The organism is Acinetobacter lanii, from assembly GCF_011578285.1.
Lineage (GTDB): Bacteria > Pseudomonadota > Gammaproteobacteria > Pseudomonadales > Moraxellaceae > Acinetobacter > Acinetobacter lanii.
Map to the genome: position 1 here is coordinate 1,018,536 of NZ_CP049916.1, position 20,051 is coordinate 1,038,586.

The window sequence follows — 20,051 nt, forward strand, 5'->3', positions numbered from 1 at the left end:
GAACAAACTTATAGCTTTGATCAATAGATTAAGACAAATGGGCAATAATTCTATTTTGCGATAAGAATTCTGTGCAATCTTTGCTATTCAAGGGCTTGGAGAAATAATAACCTTGGAAATAGTCACAACCGAGTTGTTGTAAATATTCAATCTGCTCAATGTTTTCAACCCCTTCAGCCACAATACACATGCCCATGGTTTTACCCATCGCCACAATCGCATTGACAATGGCATTGTCTTTGGTTTGACCAATTTTGGAAATAAAGGCTTTATCAATCTTCAAGTTATCTATTGGATAATCCGCTAAGTAAGCGAGTGAAGAATAACCGGTACCAAAGTCATCGAGCGAAATCGTAATGCCACGTTTCTTTAAATTATTTAATAATTCAATCACATGCTCTGATTTATCCAGTAAAGAAGATTCAGTCAATTCAAGATCAAGGGTATTGGCTTTGAGGTTATAAATGCTCAGAGCTGCGTCGATATTTTCAATTAATTGCCCACGATGAATTTGCTGTGCCACCACATTCACTGATACTCGAATATCATCAAACCCTAAATCTTTCCATGCACGGATTTGTTTACAGGTTTCAAAAATCACAAACTGACCAATCTCAGAAATCAAACTGGTTTCTTCGGCAATCGGTAAAAACAGATCAGGGATAATCAAGCCATGTTGCGGATGTAACCAACGAATCAGCGCCTCAAAGCCATAAATGGTCATGTTTTCACTATCGACTTTAGGCTGATAGTAGACTTCTAGCTGATTGTTTTTAATCGCATGTCTTAAATCATGTTCTAGCTGTATGTCATTTTCAAACAGTGAATCGGTTTTGTTGTTATAGAAATAAACCGTATTGCCGCCGAGTTTTTTGGCTTCAACCAATGCATGTTCCGCATGACTATTGAGGCTACCAATTTGGCGCCCATGTTCAGGATAAATCGCAATGCCCAATGAGGCAGAAATCGCATGCTCTTGATCCAAAATGATAAAAGGCTGATGAAAAATATGCATAATCTCATCCACCTTTTGTTGAATGGATGCACGCGGATGATTGAGATTATAAATCAGGGCAAAATCGTCATTGTTTAAATAGGAAATCAGCAAAGCATCGGAGCAGGTGCTTTTGAGTCGTTTAGAAATTTGCTTTAAGAGTTCATCGCCACATTGATTGTTGAGATATTCATTGAAATTACGGAAACGATCGACATTGAGTCGAATAATCGCAAAATGACTCAAGGATTTAGATTTACTGATCATGTATTGATGCATTTGCAAATTAAAATACACCCGATTCGGGAGATCAGTCAGCAGGTCATAGTTCTCTAAATAGGCAAGTCGTTGTTCGTGATTGCGTCGATCTGTCAGATCTGACACCACACCGACATAGTTCATCACACGATTTTTATCGTCTCGCACCGCATTGATATGTAACCATAAAATCAGTGATTTTCCAGACACAAATTCTTCTTGTACTTCGGCATCATAATTGCCAGATTGCAAGATTTTTTGGGTAATGGATGAATGCTTTTCACTGACTTCAAATACAGTATTGACCGTGATATCAAAGATATGTTTACCGACCACATGCTCGGCAGGGATATCAATCAGAGAACAGAAGAAGGGGTTCACTTCTAAAAAGCATAAATTGTTGTCTAAAACGAAAACGCCCTGTGCCACTTGGTTAAACACGTTGGCAGCCAGTTTCAGTTTCTCTTGGTCACTTCTTTCTTGTTCGATATCACGGTGGATGCCGACCATACGTAATGGTTTACGCGTAATCGGATCGCGTGCAATGACTTTACCAATGTCCTTAATCCAATTCCAATGTTGGTCTTTTTGAACCCGATAGGTGGCTTCAAAACGCTCGGTTTGACCCCGTAAATGCAGACGCATCATTTGGTTGTAGTGCGCTTGGTCTTCAGGATGAATCATTAAGTCAATCTGATCTTTCTGACTGTCATATTGAATGACTTTGACGTGAGACTTTTTACCTGAAAGCTCAACCGTTCTTTTTTCGATATTCCATAGCCAAGAATGAATGCCTGCGGTTTCATGGGCAAAATCTAAATTGGCTTGATGGTTTTCTAGACGATCTTTGATTTTGTTGATGTCATAGGTGCGTTCTTTAACTTTTTGTTCAAGCAATTGATTATTGAGTTGTAATTCGTTTTCAATACTATGCGATTTGGTGATTTCACTCTTAAGTTGTTTTTGCAGTAAAGCGGATTCTTCAAGATGAGCGCGGGATTGTTTTAAGTAAAATTTATTGTGATTATTGAGTAAATTAAGGCGTTTATGAATTTTATGGGTCAGTATGGCGCTGATCAAAATTACGCTAAACCAGACATTAAAAATAAAATTATAAACATCTGAAATTTGGTTGAAAAATAGAACTTTGGAAAAAACCACAGGCAGCGCAGAGGGCACAAAGACCAATAAAAAATAGCGCAGTCGCTGCGCCAAATACACCACCGCAACCAAATAAGAAATAGAAAGCAGCAGTCCAGTAAATACAATCAAATGCACTTCTGAAATAAGCTTGTTTTCAATGCCCATGGACTGATTGATGATATACACCCCAATCGCCAGTCCAGCACCAACACTCATGCAGACCAATTGCGACCAAGTGTCTAAATTAAAGGTGCTGAGGTTTTTATTGCGGGCAAATTGGCGGGTCATCAGCATGAACACTAGCATCAGCAGTGCAAAACAGCAAAACCAAGTGTTGTAAATTGAAGAATAGCTTTTGAAATAGATGTGATAAATAATTATGTTATAGAAACAGGCAAACAAGACCCATGCAAGAAAATAATGCAAATGATAAGCTGCATTTTTGACTTGCGTAGCAGACACGCCGCGGGAGAGAGTGTCTTCCTGTATGTCGTCCATAGAGGGGTATACCTATACTTAATTCCATGATGTTTATTAGAATATATTCGTTGTACTAGTATTAGTTAACTTAAATAAAATTCAGCGTTTTAAGTGCTTAAATTAATGTCAAACCGTGAAAAAATCAATAGTATTGTGATTTAAGTCACGGTTTTATTGTTAATGCACTTAAATATTGTAATTAAGAATAGACAGTGCAACCACAGGTGCCGTTTCGGTGCGGAGTACGCGCTCCCCAATGCACCAATTTAAGAATCCTACAGCATTGGCAGCTTGAATTTCAGCTTCACTTAAGCCCCCTTCAGGGCCAATTAATAACGCAATGTTAGCAGTGGCTTGTTCAAGCACATTGACTTGATCTTTATTGGGTGCAAGTACTAACTTGGTTTCAGGAAGCGTGGTTTCAAGCCATTTTTCTAAGCTGAGCGGCGCAAGAATTTGAGGCACTCGATTCATACCGCATTGTTCACATGCTGCAATCGCAATGCCTTGCCAATGGTCAATTTTCTTTTGATCGCGATCATACTTTAAGCGCATTTCACAGCGTTCAGAGGTCAGCAATTGAATCTCAGACACACCCAATTCAACGGCTTTTTGAATGGCATAATCCATACGATCCCCCTTACTCATCACTTGACCCAGGAGGGTTGTGAATTTTGGGGTGCGATCATCGGGATTAAATTGATCCACCGAAACTGTGGCCGACTTTTTATTGACTTCAGACAATGTGACTTGGTATTCGCCACCTTGTCCATTGAATAAGGTTGCCACTTCACCGACTTGTGCCCGTAATACTTTTACCCAATGGTGAAATACGGTTTCTGTTAACTCAACATGCGTATCTACAGCTAAATCAGCTTCAATAAAAAAACGGGGCATGTGGGTATACTCGCTAAAAATCGGTGAATAGGGCAGATTTGAACTTATGCTAAGCCGAGGTCAAGCACAAGTTGACGGTTTGGCTCAGTATGATTCATGGTGTAGAAGTGCAGACTTGGTGCACCACCTGCAATCAGGCGTTCGCATAGTTTAACAACAACTTCGTGTCCAAAGGATTTAATACTTGCAGAATCGTCGCCATAAGTGGCCAATTGCTTACGAATCCATCGCGGAATCTCTGCACCTGTACCATCGGCAAAGCGAATCAAGTTGCTGGCATTGGTAATCGGCATAATGCCTGGGGCAACAGGAATATCAATGCCTTCTTTTTGGATGCGCTCTACAAAGTAAAAATACGCATCTGGATTAAAGAAGAATTGTGTGAGCGCAGCATTCGCACCAGCTTTCACTTTTTTGGCAAAGTTTTTAATGTCAATGTCAAAGCTTTCCGCTTGTGGATGCATTTCAGGGTATGCCGCCACTTCAATATGAAAGTGATCGCCCGAATGGTTACGGATGAACTCGACTAAATCAGAAGCATAAGGCAATTCGCCCAAACCCACTTGACCTGAGGGTAAATCACCACGCAGTGCAACGATCCGATCGATTCCTTGGGCTTTATATAAATCTAACAATTCAGCAATACGGGCTTTGTCATCACCAATACACGACAGGTGAGGGGCAACAGGCGTACCTTTGCCGTTAAAATCGTTGATTGCAGAAAGCGTGCGTTCACGGGTTGAACCGCCTGCACCGTAGGTCACAGAGAAAAATTCTGGATTCAGCAATTGAAGTTCTTGATGAACCACACGCAATTTTTCCGCACCTGCATCGGTTTTGGTTGGAAAAAATTCAAATGAAATAGGAACACGTTTTGACATTTTTAAATCCTTGTTATAAATAATTTTATTCACCCTCATTCCTGTCTTCTCCTTGAGCCGTATATGACTTTAGAAGAAGCAGGATCATTACTTGTAATCACATCAGAATGAATCTAAGGTAATTTCATTTTGTAATGAAAGTTCCTCTCCTGAGCATGCCTTAAGTACTGCTTTAAGGCTCAGCACAAGAGAGGTTAGGAGCGGTAAAACTTAGTATTTATAAGTGTCAGATTTAAATGGACCTTCAACTTGGACACCCAAGTAGTCCGCTTGTTCTTGGGTTAACGTGGTCAGAACACCACCAAAACCTGCAACCATTGCAGCAGCCACTTCTTCATCTAATTTCTTAGGAATCAGCTCTACACGGATTTTAGCCGCTTTTTGGTCTTCAGGAAGATCAGCAAATTTCTCAGCAAATAAGTGCATTTGACCCAAGACCTGGTTGGCAAAAGAACCATCCATAATACGTGATGGGTGACCTGTTGCATTACCCAAGTTCACTAAACGACCTTCAGATAAAAGGATTAAATAATCGTTTTCATTTTCTGAACGGTATACTTGGTGAACTTGAGGCTTCACTTCAATCCACTTGTAACCACGTAAGTAGTTGGTGTCGATTTCAGTGTCAAAGTGACCGATGTTACAGACCACAGCACCTGTTTTTAAAGTATCAAGCATCGCAGCATCACACACGTGGTAGTTACCGGTTGTTGTCACAATCAAATCGGTGTTTTGAAGAAGATCTAAGTTGATGTCTTCTTTCTTACCTGTTTGTACGCCATTTTTGTATGGAGCAACCACTTCGTAACCGTCCATACAGGCTTGCATTGCACAGATTGGATCAACTTCAGTCACACGTACGATCATGCCTTCTTGACGCAGTGATTGCGCAGAACCTTTACCGACATCACCATAACCAATCACAAGCGCGCGACGACCAGATAACAACATATCTGTACCACGTTTGATAGCATCGTTTAGGGAGTGACGGCAACCGTATTTGTTGTCATTTTTAGACTTGGTTACTGAATCATTAACGTTGATTGCAGGTACTTTTAATGTACCATCACGGTGCATTTCATACAGACGTTGAACACCTGTAGTGGTTTCTTCAGTAATACCGTGGATTTTTGCGATCACTTCTGGGTATTTTTCATGAACAAGTGCAGTCAAATCACCGCCATCATCCAAAATCATGTTGGCATCCCAAGGCGTGCCATTCACATTGATTTGTTGTTCTAAACACCAGTTATATTCTTCTTCAGTTTCGCCTTTCCAAGCAAAAACAGGAATACCCGCCGCAGCAATAGCAGCAGCAGCGTGATCTTGAGTCGAGAAGATGTTACAAGACGTCCAACGAACTTCGGCACCAAGTTCAACCAATGTTTCGATCAAAACTGCGGTTTGAATGGTCATGTGGATACAGCCGAGAATTTTCGCGCCTGCAAGCGGTTTAGCGGCTGCATAGCGTTTACGCAAACCCATAAGGGCTGGCATTTCTGCTTCTGCAAGTTTGATTTCTTTACGGCCGTAATCTGCTAGAGAAATGTCAGCAACTTTGTAATCTGTAAATGAAGCATTAACCGCGTTCATTAGGATCTCCTTGTTATTTGATAACAATAAAAAATAGATAGGATCATGATGTCCGCGGATGCCGTTGTTGGTTCTTTGAACAAGAACCGATGGTCGAGCCTAGCGAATTTAGTTTGGCATTTGTTGAAAATATGCCTGTAAATTCGTCGCAGCACCCCTCGACTAGCCAAGTATTGTACTTGGAAAAAAGCACAGTTCCAATCTGATCTTGGTTAATATCTGAGTCAATGTTATCCTTTAACATGGGTAATAATAAAAACATCTATAAGAAAAACTTATGATTAAAATAGAAAATTTATAAACATATCTCCAATTTATCTTAAACTAGATAAGCAGAATGATTAATGCTTATATGATTGTTTTTCAATTAAATTCAGCAATTTATCATTTTAATTGCTTTTTAATGTGATTAACTTCTGTGTAAATACTAAGTGGAGTTAGTCTTGAACAAGCCTTTTGAATATCCAATCAAAAATTGGACAGAGATTAAAGATCATTATCTTAAGGGAAGTTTAATCATCGGTAATGGTGCAAGTATGGCATTGCATTTTAAGTTTGGATTTAGTTCCTTGAAAGAAGAAGCTGAAATATTAGAACTTTTTAATGATGACATATCTAAGCTTTTTATCGAGTTTGATACATATGATTTTGAGCTAATTCTTCGGTTGGTTTGGCATTCGAAATTAGTTAATAATCATTTGGGAATAGTCGATCAAAAAATTGATGACGCTTACGAAAATATTAAAACTGCCCTAATCAAGGTTGTAAAAGATGTTCATTGTGAACATGCGACTATTGCTGTTCAATTACCTATTCTTTATAAATTTACAAAACAATTTTCTACTATTGTTTCACTTAATTATGATTTGATTCTCTATTGGATTCTAATGTATGGAAATCAGTTTAATGATGGACATAAATTTAAGGATTGTTTTCAAGGTGATGGAGGTTTTAGAAATGATTGGGAAGTACTGCGTACACCTATACGGGAAGAAAAAGAAGTTACCTTAAGCTTCTATCAACATGGAAATTTATCTATTTTTAGAAATGTAAAAAAATCAGAGACGAAAATTAAAAGTGATGAATTTACAGGTCTTATAGATGCTATTACCAACGAATGGGGTGACGAAAAAATTCCATTATTTGTTGCTGAAGGTACTGGTGCAAAGAAATTAGAATCAATAAAAAGTAGTCCATACTTGAGTACAATTTTTTATGAGGTCTTATCTAAATTAATTAATAGAAATAATAATTTAGTAATTTATGGATGGGGGATAGGTGAGCAAGAGCAGCATTTAATCCAACAAATTTTTAAAAAGGAAACAGTGGGTAAAGTTGCTATTTCAACTTATTCTAAAAATCAAAGTGAATGTCATAGAATTTCTAGCCTAATTAAAAAAACTTCCCCAAATGTTGAAGTAGAGTTCTTTGACAGTCAAAGTTCTGGTTGTTGGAATAATCCTTGAATTAAAAAGCCCATCAATGATGGGCTTTTTAATTATTGATTGGCTTGTTCTAAAGCATCGGCTTTTTCAGTCCAATAGGCTGCTTTTTCTTCATCAGCCTCTGTACCCAAGGCATTTTCATAGATAAATGCCAAATCACGCATGGCTTGGTATTCACCAAGTTCAGCTGCGTGCTTCACCAATGCAATGGATTTTTCAACATCTTTTTCAATCACATCACCACGGCGGTAATAACCCGCTAACTCTAAAGTCGCAGCAGGATGGTTTTGCATATTGGCTTTACTCAGCCAGTAATACCCCAATTCTAAATGTTTTTTAGATTCTTCTGGGTCTTCCTCAGCCAAATCTTTGGCATAGACTGTGTAGCCTTCACCCAACCAATACATCGCTTCAACCAAACCATTCTCAGCCGCTTTCAGTGCCCATTCTTCTGCAAGGACAATGTCATCCTCATGTTCGCTTTGCATATATAACTCAGCCAATTCAAATTGGGCTTCGGCATTGGCAGCCAATGCACGATTAGCAAGCGCGGTAGGGATAGTGGCACGTTCAGACATAAAAATTCCACGGCTACATAAAATGCAGCGATTATCTAAAATAAAAAAGCCAATCTTGAGATTGGCAAATCATTATACGCTAATTTTATTCTAAGAATTGAATCATGACGCAATTGTTGTCTGAACACCTCAGGTTGTTAAAATTCGTTTCACAGTACTTGTGATGATATAGTCATAGTGAGCATGTTAAATAGATCATCTAAGTAAGGCTTTATTTCATTTTTGATATTCGTTAATCACTTCAAGCGCAGCACGAAATGCCTCTTGGGTTGCCGGCGCACCGCAGTATGGCAAGCTATGTAATAACACTTCCTGAATTTCTTCGACTGTTGCACCATTATTGAGTGCGCCACGCACATGACCTTTTAGTTCAGTTGGGCTTTTCTGTGCAGTCAAAAAGGCAATGGTGATCAATGAACGATATTTGCGAGGTAACACACCTTCACGTTGCCAGGTTGAGCCCCACGCATGTTCATTGATCCAATCCTGTAAAGGTTGAGTAAAGGGGACAGTATTGTCTTGAGCACGTCGAACAAAGCTTTCGCCCATGACTTCTGTACGAACTTTTAATCCATTTTCATAATCTTGTTGTGACATAGTGAACTCTTTTTTGTGTTTTGATCATTGTGAAATTGATGCTGTATCAATGATGAATAATTTGATTAAAATTTCAACTTAATTGCAGTTTAAATCATCAGTATCCTTTGATTTATTCTGTCATTGATTCATTAAGTGTCTATTACACCTAAGTCATATCTGATTCATGTTTGAAATTGCTGATCTATATAAAAAGCGACCCCGAAGGATCGCTTATTTATAAATGAATCACTCACATGATGCTTGATTTAAAAGCGTAGGAACGCTTCAGGATTTTCATCTTTTTTCGCATCTGATGAATCAACACCATCTTTACCGACTGCAGCATTTGCATCCGTCGCTTGCGTGATATTGGCTTTATCATCGGCTGGTACCAATTCTGAAGCTTCTGAGTTGTTTCCATTACTTTGGTGAGTCTGATGATCGGGTAGATGTGGATTGTTTAAATCGAGAGCTTGATCAAGTTCCATATCAAAAATATCGGTCAACATACTGTCAAAACGTTGTGCATTGTAGGTGGTTAGTTGATCCGCTTCAGCTTGGCTAATAAAGTTCAAGGCCAATGCAGACTGAATATGTTCTTCAAAGGTTAAACCTGCAAATTGACCCTTAGATTCAGCCTTCTTAAACTTATTCCACACATCCTCCATGCCCAATAGCATCAGGAAGGTTGATTCCATACGACCATTCACATCATTGGGATCAGTGCTATAGAAAATATGTTGCTTCAACTGATCACGGAAGGCATTTTCTGTCATCATCCATTCCGCCACTTCAAGTTTCAATGCATCATTCGGTTTCGCTACCGGACGTCCCAATGGAAAACAAATAAATTTAATCAGACCTGAAGCCAATTTAATCGGGAAATTATCAAATAAGCCATAAAACGCTTCTTGGGCATTAAACAAAGCTTTCTGTAATGCCAATTTGGCATGTGCTTGTTCAGCTTCAGTTTGCGTACCATGTTCATAGAAATTTAGAATCGCGGTGGCAATAAATAAGTAAGAATGAATATCGGCTAAACGTCCTGACAGCATTTCCTTACGTTTAATGTCACCTGCAAGTAAGCCCAAACACATATCCGCGGTTAAGGCAAAGTTGGCACTTAAACGGTTAATGGTTTTATAAAAAGGACGACTAAAATCATCGGCTAAGGCTGATGCAGTGGATGACCCCCCAAAATAGCCATAGGCAAATGAACGCGCGGTACGGTTAAAGGTATAACCTAAATGTTTATACAGCATTTCATTGAAGGTTTTTAGGGCGCTGTCTTTATCATCTGCTTGTAGCAGTTGTAATTCTTCAAACAGATAAGGATGACAACGCATTGAGCCTTGACCAAAAATCATCAGCGAGCGACTTAAAATGTTAGCACCTTCGACCGTAATCGATACCGGAATCGCCTGATAATTCAGCGCAATAAAATTACGTGGACCCATTTGAATGGCACGACCACCCACTACATCCATCCCATGATTCACCACTTTACGCATGGTTTCAGTGGCATAGTATTTTGCCATTGCGGTCATTACCGCAGGTTTACCGCCCTGATTTAGGCCGCAAGTGACCAAATAGCGGAATGCTTCAAGCATATAGGTATCGGCAGCAATATCACTGGTGGCTTCTTGCACCCCTTCAAATTTACCGACTGAAATTTTGAATTGTTGACGCACTTTGGCAAATGCACCGACTGTCAAATAACTCATTTCACCTGCAGCCGTAGACAGTGCCGGTAATGAAATTCCACGACCGACTGCTAAACATTCCATCAGCATGCGCCAGCCTTTACCGGCATTTTCAACACCACCAATAATCCAATCCAGTGGAATAAATACATCCTCACCGTCCACAGTACCATTCATAAAAGGTGAACCCGGATTATGACGCGCACCGACTTTCACCCCTTCATGAGAAGCGGGCAACAAGGCACAGGTAATGCCATATTCTTTTTTGTTGGCATCACCCAATAAACCATCAGGATCATACAGTTTAAATGCCAGACCAATGACAGTGGCAATCGGCGCAAGGGTAATCCAACGTTTGGAGAAGTTCATGCGTAGCCCGAGCACTTGTTTACCTTCAAATTGTCCATAACAGACCACACCGGTATCTGGAATCGCACCGGCATCTGAGCCAGCTTCAGGACTGGTTAAACCAAAACAAGGAATTTCTTCACCTTTGGCAAGTCCTGGCAAGTAGCGATTCTTTTGTTGTTCTGTGCCGTAGTGCAATAGTAATTCACCCGGTCCCAGTGAGTTCGGTACCATACAACTCACCGCCGTGGTGAGTGAGCGTGATGCGATCTTACTCATGATGCGACTTTGCGCAAATGAGCTAAAGGCTTTACCGCCATACTCTTTGGGAATGATTAAACCTAAGAAGCCTTTGTCCTTAATGAATTGCCAAACCTCGGGTGGCAAATCTTTTAAATGATGGTGAATTTCCCATTCATTCAACATGCCACAGAGTTGTTCTACTTCATTGTCTAGAAAAGATTGTTCTTCTTCTGACAGTTTAGGATATGGGGAGGCGTCAAATTTTTTCCAATCCGGTGCACCCATAAAGAGTTCTTTTTCCCACCAACTGGTACCGGCATCTAGGGCTTCACGCTCAGTGGTACTCATGCTCGGCATGGCATTGGCTAAGGTTTTATAAGCTGGTTTGGTGATGATCGCCATACGTAATGGATCAATTAGTACAATTAAGCTGATTAGCATCAGCGGAATCCCTAAAATTAAGGACCACGGGCTTAAAAAAGCGACCGCAATGGCAACCACGATCGTAATGATGCCCCCGATTGTTCGGGAGGCCTCGAAAAAGAAAATCGCCCAAAGGGTAAAAATCAGGATCAGTGCACTTAGAATAAACAGCATTATTGTCATTCTCCATTTGCGTACAGCCTTGATCTAAAGCACTCATAACCTTTTTGAAAACTCAATTTGAATTTGAGAAAAGTTGTATTGATTCAGGCTAAAGTCAAACTGTCACTGTGGTGATATTTTGCACATTACACGTGAAAAGTGTGAATGAAGTTTTATAAAGTTCTAAGGTTAAGATGATTGAAAAATAATCAATTTTCAAGAGAAATAAGGCAAAGAAATGTCACCAAAAGTAATAAAAGCTGTCATTTTTTGCCAATTTTTTGATTTTTATAGGTACAAAAAAGCCCTCAAATGAGGGCTTCTAGTGTTTATATTGCATTTAATAGAATATTTAAATTGTCAGTAATTAAGCTTCAATCGCTTGAACTGCAATTTTTTTCGCAGGATCGACTTTACGACGCACTGCAGGTACGGGTTCGCCATAGTATTGACGGTCTGCAAAGTAGCTAGAACGTACCATCGGCGCTGCCCAAATATTACGGAAACCGAGTTTTTGACCATGCGCGGTATAACGTTCAAACTCTTCAGGCGTCACAAAGCGGTCAATCGGTGCATGTTCTTTCGATGGCTGTAAGTACTGACCAATGGTCACATAATCCACACCATGCGCATGCAAGTCATCCAGCAGTGCAATCACTTCTTCTTCAGTTTCACCAATACCCACCATCAAACCACATTTGGTTGGAACATCAGGGCAGTATTCTTTAAACATTTTTAATAGATCTAAAGAATGTTGGTAATCTGAACCTGGACGCATCGCTTTATATAAACGCGGCACGGTTTCGATATTGTGGTTAAACACATCTGGTGGACATTCGGTCATGATGCGTAGGGCAATATCCATACGACCACGGAAGTCAGGCACCAAAATTTCCAACAATGTTTTTGGACTGAGGCTACGTGCTTCTTTAATACAATCCACAAAATGTTGTGCACCACCATCGAGTAAATCATCACGGTCAACTGAGGTGATCACCGCATATTTCAAACCTAGGTTGGCAATGGTTTCAGCCATATGACGCGGTTCATCTGGATCGAGTGCATTGGGACGACCATGTGCCACATCACAGAACGGGCAACGACGGGTACAAATGTCGCCCATAATCATAAAGGTTGCTGTACCACCACCAAAACACTCAGGTAAATTCGGACAAGCGGCTTCTTCACAAACGGTATGTAATTTTTGCGCACGCAATGTGGTTTTAATGCGTTGAACTTCATCTGGTGCCGCCATTTTGACGCGGATCCAATCCGGCTTTCGTGGCGTTTCAACCGTAGGGATCACTTTTACAGGTATGCGAGCGACTTTCTCAGCGCCACGAAGTTTTTCACCCTGTACTGGTTTACGGTTCTCAGACATATTCAACAATTCCACTGTTTTGACGGGGGAGAGACTAAACAAATAGCCTTTTCATTATACCGAAAATGCATCTAAATTGGGTAAAAACGATATTCATTTAAAAAATGTGGTTATCAAGCAATATAGGGTATCGAAATACAGCAATGTGATCTCTTTTACGTCATAATATACACAGATTAGCAAAGAATGATTGGATAGGAGCATTGAATGCCACGTAAGAAAGAGGTCGTTAGCGGAACATTCGTTAAATATGATGCGGTTGTTCTAGGTTCAGGCCCTGCCGGCGAAGGCGCAGCAATGAAGCTTGCGAAGTCTGGTTTGCGCGTTGCAATTGTTGACATGCGTGATCAACTCGGTGGTAACTGTACGCATGTAGGTACAATTCCAAGTAAAGCATTGCGTCAAACTGTGTCGAGCATTATTCGTTACCAACGTGATCCAATGTTCCAAAAAGTCGGTGAATGGAAACAGTTCACCATGAAGCAAGTGCTTCAAAATGCCCACAAAGTGATTCAACAGCAAGTCGATACTCACTCTCGTTTTTACGATCGTAACCGTATTGATGTGTATCACGGTCGTGCCTATGTCCAAGATAAAAATACGGTACTCGTGTTCAACGCTGAAGGCGTCACAGAAACTATCGTATTCCAACAGTTGGTGATTGCGACCGGTTCACGTCCGTATCGTCCATCTGCGCTTGATTTTAATCATCCTCGTGTATTCGATTCAGACAAGATTTTAGACCTTGATTTCTCAATCCGTAAAATCATCATTTATGGTGCGGGTGTGATTGGGTGTGAATATGCGTCGATTTTTATTGGTCTTGACCATAAAGTTGATTTGATTAATACACAGCCAAAATTGCTCAGCTATCTTGATGATGAGATCTCGGATGCGCTGTCTTACCGTTTGCGTGAGCAAGGTGTATTGATTCGTCACAATGAACAAATTGATCACCTTGAAACCTTTGATGACCACGTGGTATTGCACTTGCAAAGTGGTAAGAAAATTAAAGCGGATGCGATTCTTTGGTGTAACGGACGTTCAGGGAATACCGATGGTTTAGGTCTCGAAAATGTGGGTCTTAAACCAAACAGTCGTGGTCAAATTACAGTGAATGATCAATACCAAACTGAAGTTGAGAATATCTTTGCTGCGGGTGATGTGATTGGTTGGCCATCGCTTGCATCTGCTGCGTATGACCAAGGTCGTGCGGCAGGTTCAAACATGAGCGGTGAAGAAGGCATTAAACCAGTCACTGATATTCCAACGGGTATTTATACGATTCCTGAAATTTCTTCAATTGGTAAAACTGAACAACAGCTTACTGAAGAAAAAATCCCGTATGAAGTGGGTCAAGCATCGTTCCGTCATTTGGCACGTGCGCAAATTACCGGTGATACCGTGGGCGAGCTTAAAATCTTGTTCCACCGTGATACTTTGGAAATCTTGGGTGTACATTGCTTCGGTAATAATGCAGCAGAGATTATCCACATTGGTCAAGCCGTGATGCAAAGTGGTAACAACACCATTAAGTATTTTGTTGAAACCACCTTTAACTATCCTACGATGGCGGAAGCGTATCGTGTAGCAACTCTAAATGGTATGAACCGTTTATTCTAATGTGATCTTCATTTTAGAAATTAAAACCCGTAAGTGAATCTTGCGGGTTTTTTTTATAGCGGTATCACGTGTAATCATCTGTTCTAGAGTCAAGTATCTCTAAAGAAAAACACTTAAGCAGATACTGTACTTTGGTGACACAAACTGGTTTGAATATTATTCAATGAAATCTGTAAACGCTCAGCTACATTTGAATCTGCCACAATTTTAGAATTCGCTTTTAAACGCTCAATCTTAGGCTGAATACTATTTAAGAAAGAAGTAGTATTTTGATTGAGTTCTTTGGCCCGTAAATAATCATCTAAGCCCATGATCAATTCTTCTAAAGCTAAACGCAGTTGATCTCCTTTAGGCAGTTTCAGCATCAGCTCTTGCAAACGAGTTAAATCCACAATCGCACTACATTCAATCATCGCCAAATTAATGTTGTGCTTTAAGTCATCAGATTGCACAATTTTTGTATTGAGCACTCCAATACTGTCGAGCATCTGTCTTAAGTGAATGCGGAATTTCACGCCGTAGGGAAGATACAAAGCTTGGCGAATCGCATGATAATGGGTAGTTAATATACGCTGTGCAGACATATCCGGAGACATAGAACGTACAAGGCGAATGATCAAAATGGAAATCATTGGACCTAAAACAGTACCCAATGAACTATCAATAAAAGTCACCGTGTCGATGCTGTATCGATTATGGAAATTCAATCCCATAATCACGCCCATAATCAGCGGTAAGCCAATCGCATTTAAAGGTGGGTGCGGGTAAAGCAGCAAACAAAACAGAATAAAAGGGGCAAGCACTAAACCCATTTGCCAAAATTCAGTGACCATCGGGAAGATCCCGAAACCATAAATAAAAATCACCACAATCGCATAGACATTGGCACGCACAAACATTTTTAATGCGGGAACGGGATTATCCAATGAAGTTAAAATACAGGCGGTAATCGCGGCCATTTCTGCCATCATATAACCCGCTTTCCAGCCGGTGACAATCCAAATCCCTGTGCCAATCATCACTACAATAAAAGCCGAAATGCCACCGCGTACCGCAATACCATGGTCTCGATGCAGACTCGGATAATGCGATGCAATTGGAATGATCGTTTCAGGCAATACATAATCACCCTGTTGAATGCGATGCCAAATCAAATGAATGGCGCGGATATTCTGAATAAAATGCCGAATATCCATTTTCAGGCTGGCAATTAAAATGCGCTGATCGGGTTCTAGCAGTTGTTCAAGTTGATCAAAATCTTGATGAAAATCGTCAGGCAGTAAATTTAATTCATGGTTGCGCTGTGTAGGTTGTTGTTTTAAAAATTCTAAAATGTGTTGATGAATCAGTTGAATCTGCTGTTGCGCAACTTGAGGAATAGGCTCAAGTTGCTTCATCCGCTCAGACATGGCGACCAAATTGGTTGTGACCATACTCAGTTGATGCAACATTTCTTGCAAAGGTTTGGTCATACCTTTGATTTTAGAACGCTCGTAAGACAGATGAATCGCCATAACATGCAAGTTGGCAATGTCACGGGTCATGGCATTAAAGGTTTTGCTATAGTTTTGCTTGATGCTGTCTTGGCTTTGAGCATCTTGTTCTAAGTTGCTAAAAGCTTGCATCATGATTTTGTCAAACACCTGTTCCGTGTCTTTGAGGAGTTTTGCGACTTGGTTTTGCACAGCAGGGGCGATGTTCATCGGATAAATCGCAGTCATCACCACCGCACTGCACAGTACTCCCAAACTGATTTCAATCACCCGACCAATGGCAAGATCGAACACTGTCGCGGTTTCAATATTATTAATAATGGTAAAGGCAATGATCACGGCGGTATAACCCGCGAGCATAAACATATAGCTTCGTGGAGTCCGATCCAGCAGCGAGATATACAGACAACCACCGACCCAAATCGCTAAAAATAGGGTAAATAGCCACGGTGTATGAATCAGAATGGGCGTCACCACAATCGTGACTGCAGCACCCAAGACTGTACCCAAAACTCGAAACACACTTTTTGAGGCGGTCATACCGGTATACGGGTTTGCGATGACGAACACCGTCCCAATCGCCCAAATCGGATACGACAAATCGAGTGAGAATGCGATATAGAGTGCTAATATGCCCGCGATAAACGTCTTGATCGCAAAAATCCAGTCACTTTTGTTTGGACGGAGTGCGAACAATTGTTTGGTCAGGAGCATAGATTTATCGATTCTTAAGTTATTGGTGATGGAATACTAAAAAACCTCAATCAACAGCAAAAGCACGTATCGAATGGTTCAAGATACATGCAAAAAAGTGCGGATAATTGAGTTCAAATCAGATTATTTCATAAAATTCACTCTAATTGCGAGGCTGTTTGTCTTAATGATTAATTGCTTTCAACTATAGTGGATTATTACTCTAATTAATTCATTTACTTAGCGCCATTTAAAAGCTAAAAAATATTTTATAATTTTTAATTCAATGAATCTCATGGACTTATCGAGTTTGGGTTTTTGGAGGATTGTGATTTTTAATACACTAGAAACTGGAATAGTGTTTTATAAATCAACATATATTGTTTAGATAAAACCCTTAGATAGGGTGGATTAATTGTTATTTTGTATTAAAGCATAAGCAACACTCTTGCATAGAACAATACATTTCAAGGCTTGATCGACTTTCAATCAAGCCTTCAAACTACCAAGCCTTCAAGGTCTGTATCTTAAACTGGCCATATAAAATTAAGTTCAATCTGATCTGAAGATTAAACCGCTTTATATTCAGCGTGACATAAGCTGTTCTGAATGTTATTCAATGAAATTTGTAGACGTTGCGACACATTCAGATCTTGCACATGTTCACTTTCTTGGCTGAGTCGCTCAATGTGTTGCATGATTTTATGATGAAAGGCTTCTGCATCCTGACGTAATTCTTTGGCGCGCAGATAGTCATCTAACTGTAAGGTAAATTCTTCCAAGCTGAGAAGCAAATGATCGTCTTTTTTGAGTTTCAGCATCAGTTCTTGAATACGTGCAAGATCCACAACGGCACTACATTCAATAATCGCCAAATTAATATTTTGCTTCAACGTTTCTGATTGCACAATTTTAGAATTCAGCACCCCAATGCGATCGAGCATGGCACGCAAATGCATGCGAAAACGCATCCCATAGGGTAAGTACAGAGCTTTACGCACCGCTTTATAGTGTGCCGATAAAATTCGTTGCGCCATCATATCCGGGGACATGGCACGTACAGTCCGCATAATCCAAATCGAAATGGCAGGGCCAAAAATCATTGCCATTGAACCATCGAACCAACTGGTGACTTCTAAGTGGTAACGATTATGGAATCCCATGCCCATGGTGATCCCGATCATCATCGGCACAGCCAAAGGCGTCAGCATAGGGTTAGGGTAGAGCAGTAACACAAAAATCAATACTGGTGCTAAGCACAGCGCCAATTGCCAAAACTCAGTGACGTTGGGGAATATGCCAAAAGCGTAGAGAAACACCACAATCGACGCATAGATATTGCCACGTAAAAACAGCTTTAAACCCGGTACAGGATTATCTAGTGCAGTCAAAATACAGGCAGTGACCGCTGCCATTTCCGCCATCATATAACCGGATTTCCAGCCAGTTAAAATCCACACCCCAGTACTGATCATCACCACCAAGAAAGCCGAAATTGCGCCACGTACGGCAGTGCTGTAATCACGGTGTAAATTTGGATAACGGATATTTTTGGGAATTAAAATTTCAGGCAGTGAATAATCACCTTTTTGAATACGTTGCCACATCAACTCAATCGCATGAAAGTTTTGAATAAAATGGCGCATATCCATTTTCAAACTGGCCAAAACAATCTGTTGCTCAGTCGAAGCGAAGTCCGATACATTGTGAAAATCACGGTCAAAACGATCAGGCAGTGCATTGATATCTTGTGCATCCTGAATAGTTTGGTTTTTTAAAAAATCGACAATATGATCATGGGTGATCTTGAGTTGATAGCGATAATTCACATCCATTTGATCGAGTTGCTTGATACGTTCCGCCATTGCGACCAAGTTAGCCACCGCCATACTGAGCTGATGCAACATCTCTTGTAGCGGTTTGGTCATGCCTTTAATACGAGAACGCTCATAAGACAAGTGAATCGCCATACTGTGCAAGCTGGCAATATCGCGTGTAATAGCTTGTAAAGTTTCAGAATAATTTGTGTCTGATTGACTCTCTTCCAAAATTTTGTCAAACACCCGTTGTGTGTCTTTAAGCACTTTGCCAATTTGGGTTTCGACCGCAGGGCCTAAATTCATTGGGAAAAATGCCATGGTCACGATGGCACTACACACCACCCCCACACTAATCTCGAGGAATCGACTCAGTGCAATTTCAAAGACGGTTGAGGTATCGCTAAAATTGACAATGGTGAAGCTAATGATGACCGCAGTGTAGCCTGCCAACATGAAAATATAGCTTCTCGGTGTCCGATCTAATAATGAAATATACAGACAGACACTGACCCACAGCGCCAAGAACAGGGTAAATAACCACGGGGTATGAATTAGTAAGGGCGTGACAATAATCGATACACTGGCACCGAGCATGGTGCCTAAAATACGGAAAAAACTTTTTGATGCCGACATCCCCGCATACGGGTTGGCAATAATAAATACCGTACAGATCGACCACATCGGATAAGCTAAATCGAGAGAAAAAGAGATATAAAGTGCCAATATGCCTGCAATGAAAGTTTTGATCGCAAATATCCAATCCGATTTAGATGGATTCAGTGCAAGCACAGGTTTGATCAGCAGCATATTTATATAATCTTGAGTTATTAACGATTTAACTAGACAAAAAATAAGCAACACAAAAAGCGTGAATGAACATGATTCATACACGTTAAATGAGCAATATTTTTTTGGTGAAGTGAAATTATTTCATAATTAAGCTGTAAATCGCTATTTTAATTATAGATAAAGCCCTGCATTTAAAATTGAAAAATCAATTCAATATATAATTGTTTGATTTAATTGTATTTATTTTTATTAAATTATCGATATGTGATATTTTGACTGTTAAATTGTTTATCTTTTAATTTATTTTGCTGGTTTATTATCCTTTTGAGTGGCTTGTTGTGCTTAATATTTGTTCAAATTGAAATGTGCTGTATTTAAAATGATCGCTTTGCTTATTATGATTTCTGTATAAATAAAAACCATAAACCTCATATTGATTTGAGTCATAACAATAGATTCATATTTCTTAATTTTTAAACGGATATATGCTGATGATTATAATGTGTTCAATGGTTGGATGATCTA

The 20,051-nt window shown here is 40.0% G+C and carries 12 protein-coding genes; 2 read left to right on the top strand and 10 right to left on the bottom strand.

Annotated elements, in window-relative coordinates:
• Positions 1-28 precede the first annotated feature (28 nt).
• The 4 genes from G8D99_RS04700 to ahcY form a co-directional block, all read right to left on the bottom strand.
• Positions 29-2,893 (bottom strand): sensor domain-containing protein, encoded by a 2,865-nt coding sequence (locus tag G8D99_RS04700; RefSeq protein WP_166323086.1) that lies wholly within the window; start codon positions 2,891-2,893, stop codon positions 29-31.
• 168 nt (positions 2,894-3,061) lie between these two features.
• Positions 3,062-3,772 (bottom strand): 16S rRNA (uracil(1498)-N(3))-methyltransferase, encoded by a 711-nt coding sequence (locus G8D99_RS04705; RefSeq protein ID WP_166323088.1) that lies wholly within the window; start codon positions 3,770-3,772, stop codon positions 3,062-3,064.
• A 44-nt stretch (positions 3,773-3,816) separates the two neighbouring features.
• The gene (metF, locus tag G8D99_RS04710; RefSeq protein WP_166323090.1) at positions 3,817-4,653 is read right to left on the bottom strand and encodes a methylenetetrahydrofolate reductase [NAD(P)H]; all 837 of its coding nucleotides are present in this window, start codon (positions 4,651-4,653) and stop codon (positions 3,817-3,819) included.
• A 210-nt stretch (positions 4,654-4,863) separates the two neighbouring features.
• Positions 4,864-6,246, bottom strand: coding sequence for an adenosylhomocysteinase (gene ahcY / locus G8D99_RS04715; RefSeq protein ID WP_166323092.1), 1,383 nt, complete (start codon positions 6,244-6,246; stop codon positions 4,864-4,866).
• Between the two features lie 443 nt (positions 6,247-6,689).
• Here ahcY and G8D99_RS04720 point away from each other — a divergent pair, with 443 nt between their 5' ends.
• Complete coding sequence (locus tag G8D99_RS04720) at positions 6,690-7,712, top strand: DUF4917 family protein (RefSeq protein WP_227554356.1); 1,023 nt, start codon at positions 6,690-6,692, stop codon at positions 7,710-7,712.
• A 32-nt stretch (positions 7,713-7,744) separates the two neighbouring features.
• Here the strand turns inward: G8D99_RS04720 and G8D99_RS04725 are convergent, their stop codons facing one another.
• The 4 genes from G8D99_RS04725 to lipA all read right to left on the bottom strand — a co-directional run bounded on the left by G8D99_RS04725 (position 7,745) and on the right by lipA (position 13,108).
• A complete protein-coding gene (locus tag G8D99_RS04725) occupies positions 7,745-8,269 on the bottom strand; it encodes a tetratricopeptide repeat protein (RefSeq protein ID WP_166323094.1) in 525 nt (174 codons plus the stop codon).
• A gap of 216 nt (positions 8,270-8,485) precedes the next feature.
• The gene (locus G8D99_RS04730; RefSeq protein ID WP_166323096.1) at positions 8,486-8,866 is read right to left on the bottom strand and encodes a carboxymuconolactone decarboxylase family protein; all 381 of its coding nucleotides are present in this window, start codon (positions 8,864-8,866) and stop codon (positions 8,486-8,488) included.
• 248 nt (positions 8,867-9,114) lie between these two features.
• Entirely contained in the window at positions 9,115-11,748 is a 2,634-nt protein-coding gene (locus G8D99_RS04735) for an acyl-CoA dehydrogenase (RefSeq protein WP_166323098.1), read from the bottom strand.
• Between the two features lie 346 nt (positions 11,749-12,094).
• Positions 12,095-13,108, bottom strand: a complete 1,014-nt coding sequence (lipA, locus tag G8D99_RS04740; RefSeq protein WP_166323100.1) for a lipoyl synthase — start codon at positions 13,106-13,108, stop codon at positions 12,095-12,097.
• 207 nt (positions 13,109-13,315) lie between these two features.
• Between lipA and sthA the strand changes: the two genes are divergently transcribed.
• Positions 13,316-14,731 (top strand): Si-specific NAD(P)(+) transhydrogenase, encoded by a 1,416-nt coding sequence (sthA, locus tag G8D99_RS04745; RefSeq protein WP_166323102.1) that lies wholly within the window; start codon positions 13,316-13,318, stop codon positions 14,729-14,731.
• Between the two features lie 113 nt (positions 14,732-14,844).
• On the opposite strand, the gene G8D99_RS04750 is transcribed toward sthA, so the two are convergent.
• Both G8D99_RS04750 and G8D99_RS04755 read right to left on the bottom strand, forming a co-directional pair.
• Complete coding sequence (locus G8D99_RS04750) at positions 14,845-16,938, bottom strand: FUSC family protein (protein WP_166323104.1); 2,094 nt, start codon at positions 16,936-16,938, stop codon at positions 14,845-14,847.
• A 548-nt stretch (positions 16,939-17,486) separates the two neighbouring features.
• On the bottom strand, positions 17,487-19,544 hold the full coding sequence (locus G8D99_RS04755; RefSeq protein ID WP_166323106.1) for an FUSC family protein: 2,058 nt from the start codon (positions 19,542-19,544) through the stop codon (positions 17,487-17,489).
• Positions 19,545-20,051 lie beyond the last annotated feature (507 nt).

What these genes read in the sequence shown, in the direction of transcription:
- G8D99_RS04700 (WP_166323086.1), bottom strand. Translation starts at nt 2,893, where the DNA reads ATGGACGACATACAGGAAGACACTCTCTCCCGCGGCGTGTCTGCTACG.
- G8D99_RS04705 (WP_166323088.1), bottom strand. Translation starts at nt 3,772, where the DNA reads ATGCCCCGTTTTTTTATTGAAGCTGATTTAGCTGTAGATACGCATGTT.
- metF (WP_166323090.1), bottom strand. Translation starts at nt 4,653, where the DNA reads ATGTCAAAACGTGTTCCTATTTCATTTGAATTTTTTCCAACCAAAACC.
- ahcY (WP_166323092.1), bottom strand. Translation starts at nt 6,246, where the DNA reads ATGAACGCGGTTAATGCTTCATTTACAGATTACAAAGTTGCTGACATT.
- G8D99_RS04725 (WP_166323094.1), bottom strand. Translation starts at nt 8,269, where the DNA reads ATGTCTGAACGTGCCACTATCCCTACCGCGCTTGCTAATCGTGCATTG.
- G8D99_RS04730 (WP_166323096.1), bottom strand. Translation starts at nt 8,866, where the DNA reads ATGTCACAACAAGATTATGAAAATGGATTAAAAGTTCGTACAGAAGTC.
- G8D99_RS04735 (WP_166323098.1), bottom strand. Translation starts at nt 11,748, where the DNA reads ATGACAATAATGCTGTTTATTCTAAGTGCACTGATCCTGATTTTTACC.
- lipA (WP_166323100.1), bottom strand. Translation starts at nt 13,108, where the DNA reads ATGTCTGAGAACCGTAAACCAGTACAGGGTGAAAAACTTCGTGGCGCT.
- sthA (WP_166323102.1), top strand. Translation starts at nt 13,316, where the DNA reads ATGCCACGTAAGAAAGAGGTCGTTAGCGGAACATTCGTTAAATATGAT.
- G8D99_RS04750 (WP_166323104.1), bottom strand. Translation starts at nt 16,938, where the DNA reads ATGCTCCTGACCAAACAATTGTTCGCACTCCGTCCAAACAAAAGTGAC.
- G8D99_RS04755 (WP_166323106.1), bottom strand. Translation starts at nt 19,544, where the DNA reads ATGCTGCTGATCAAACCTGTGCTTGCACTGAATCCATCTAAATCGGAT.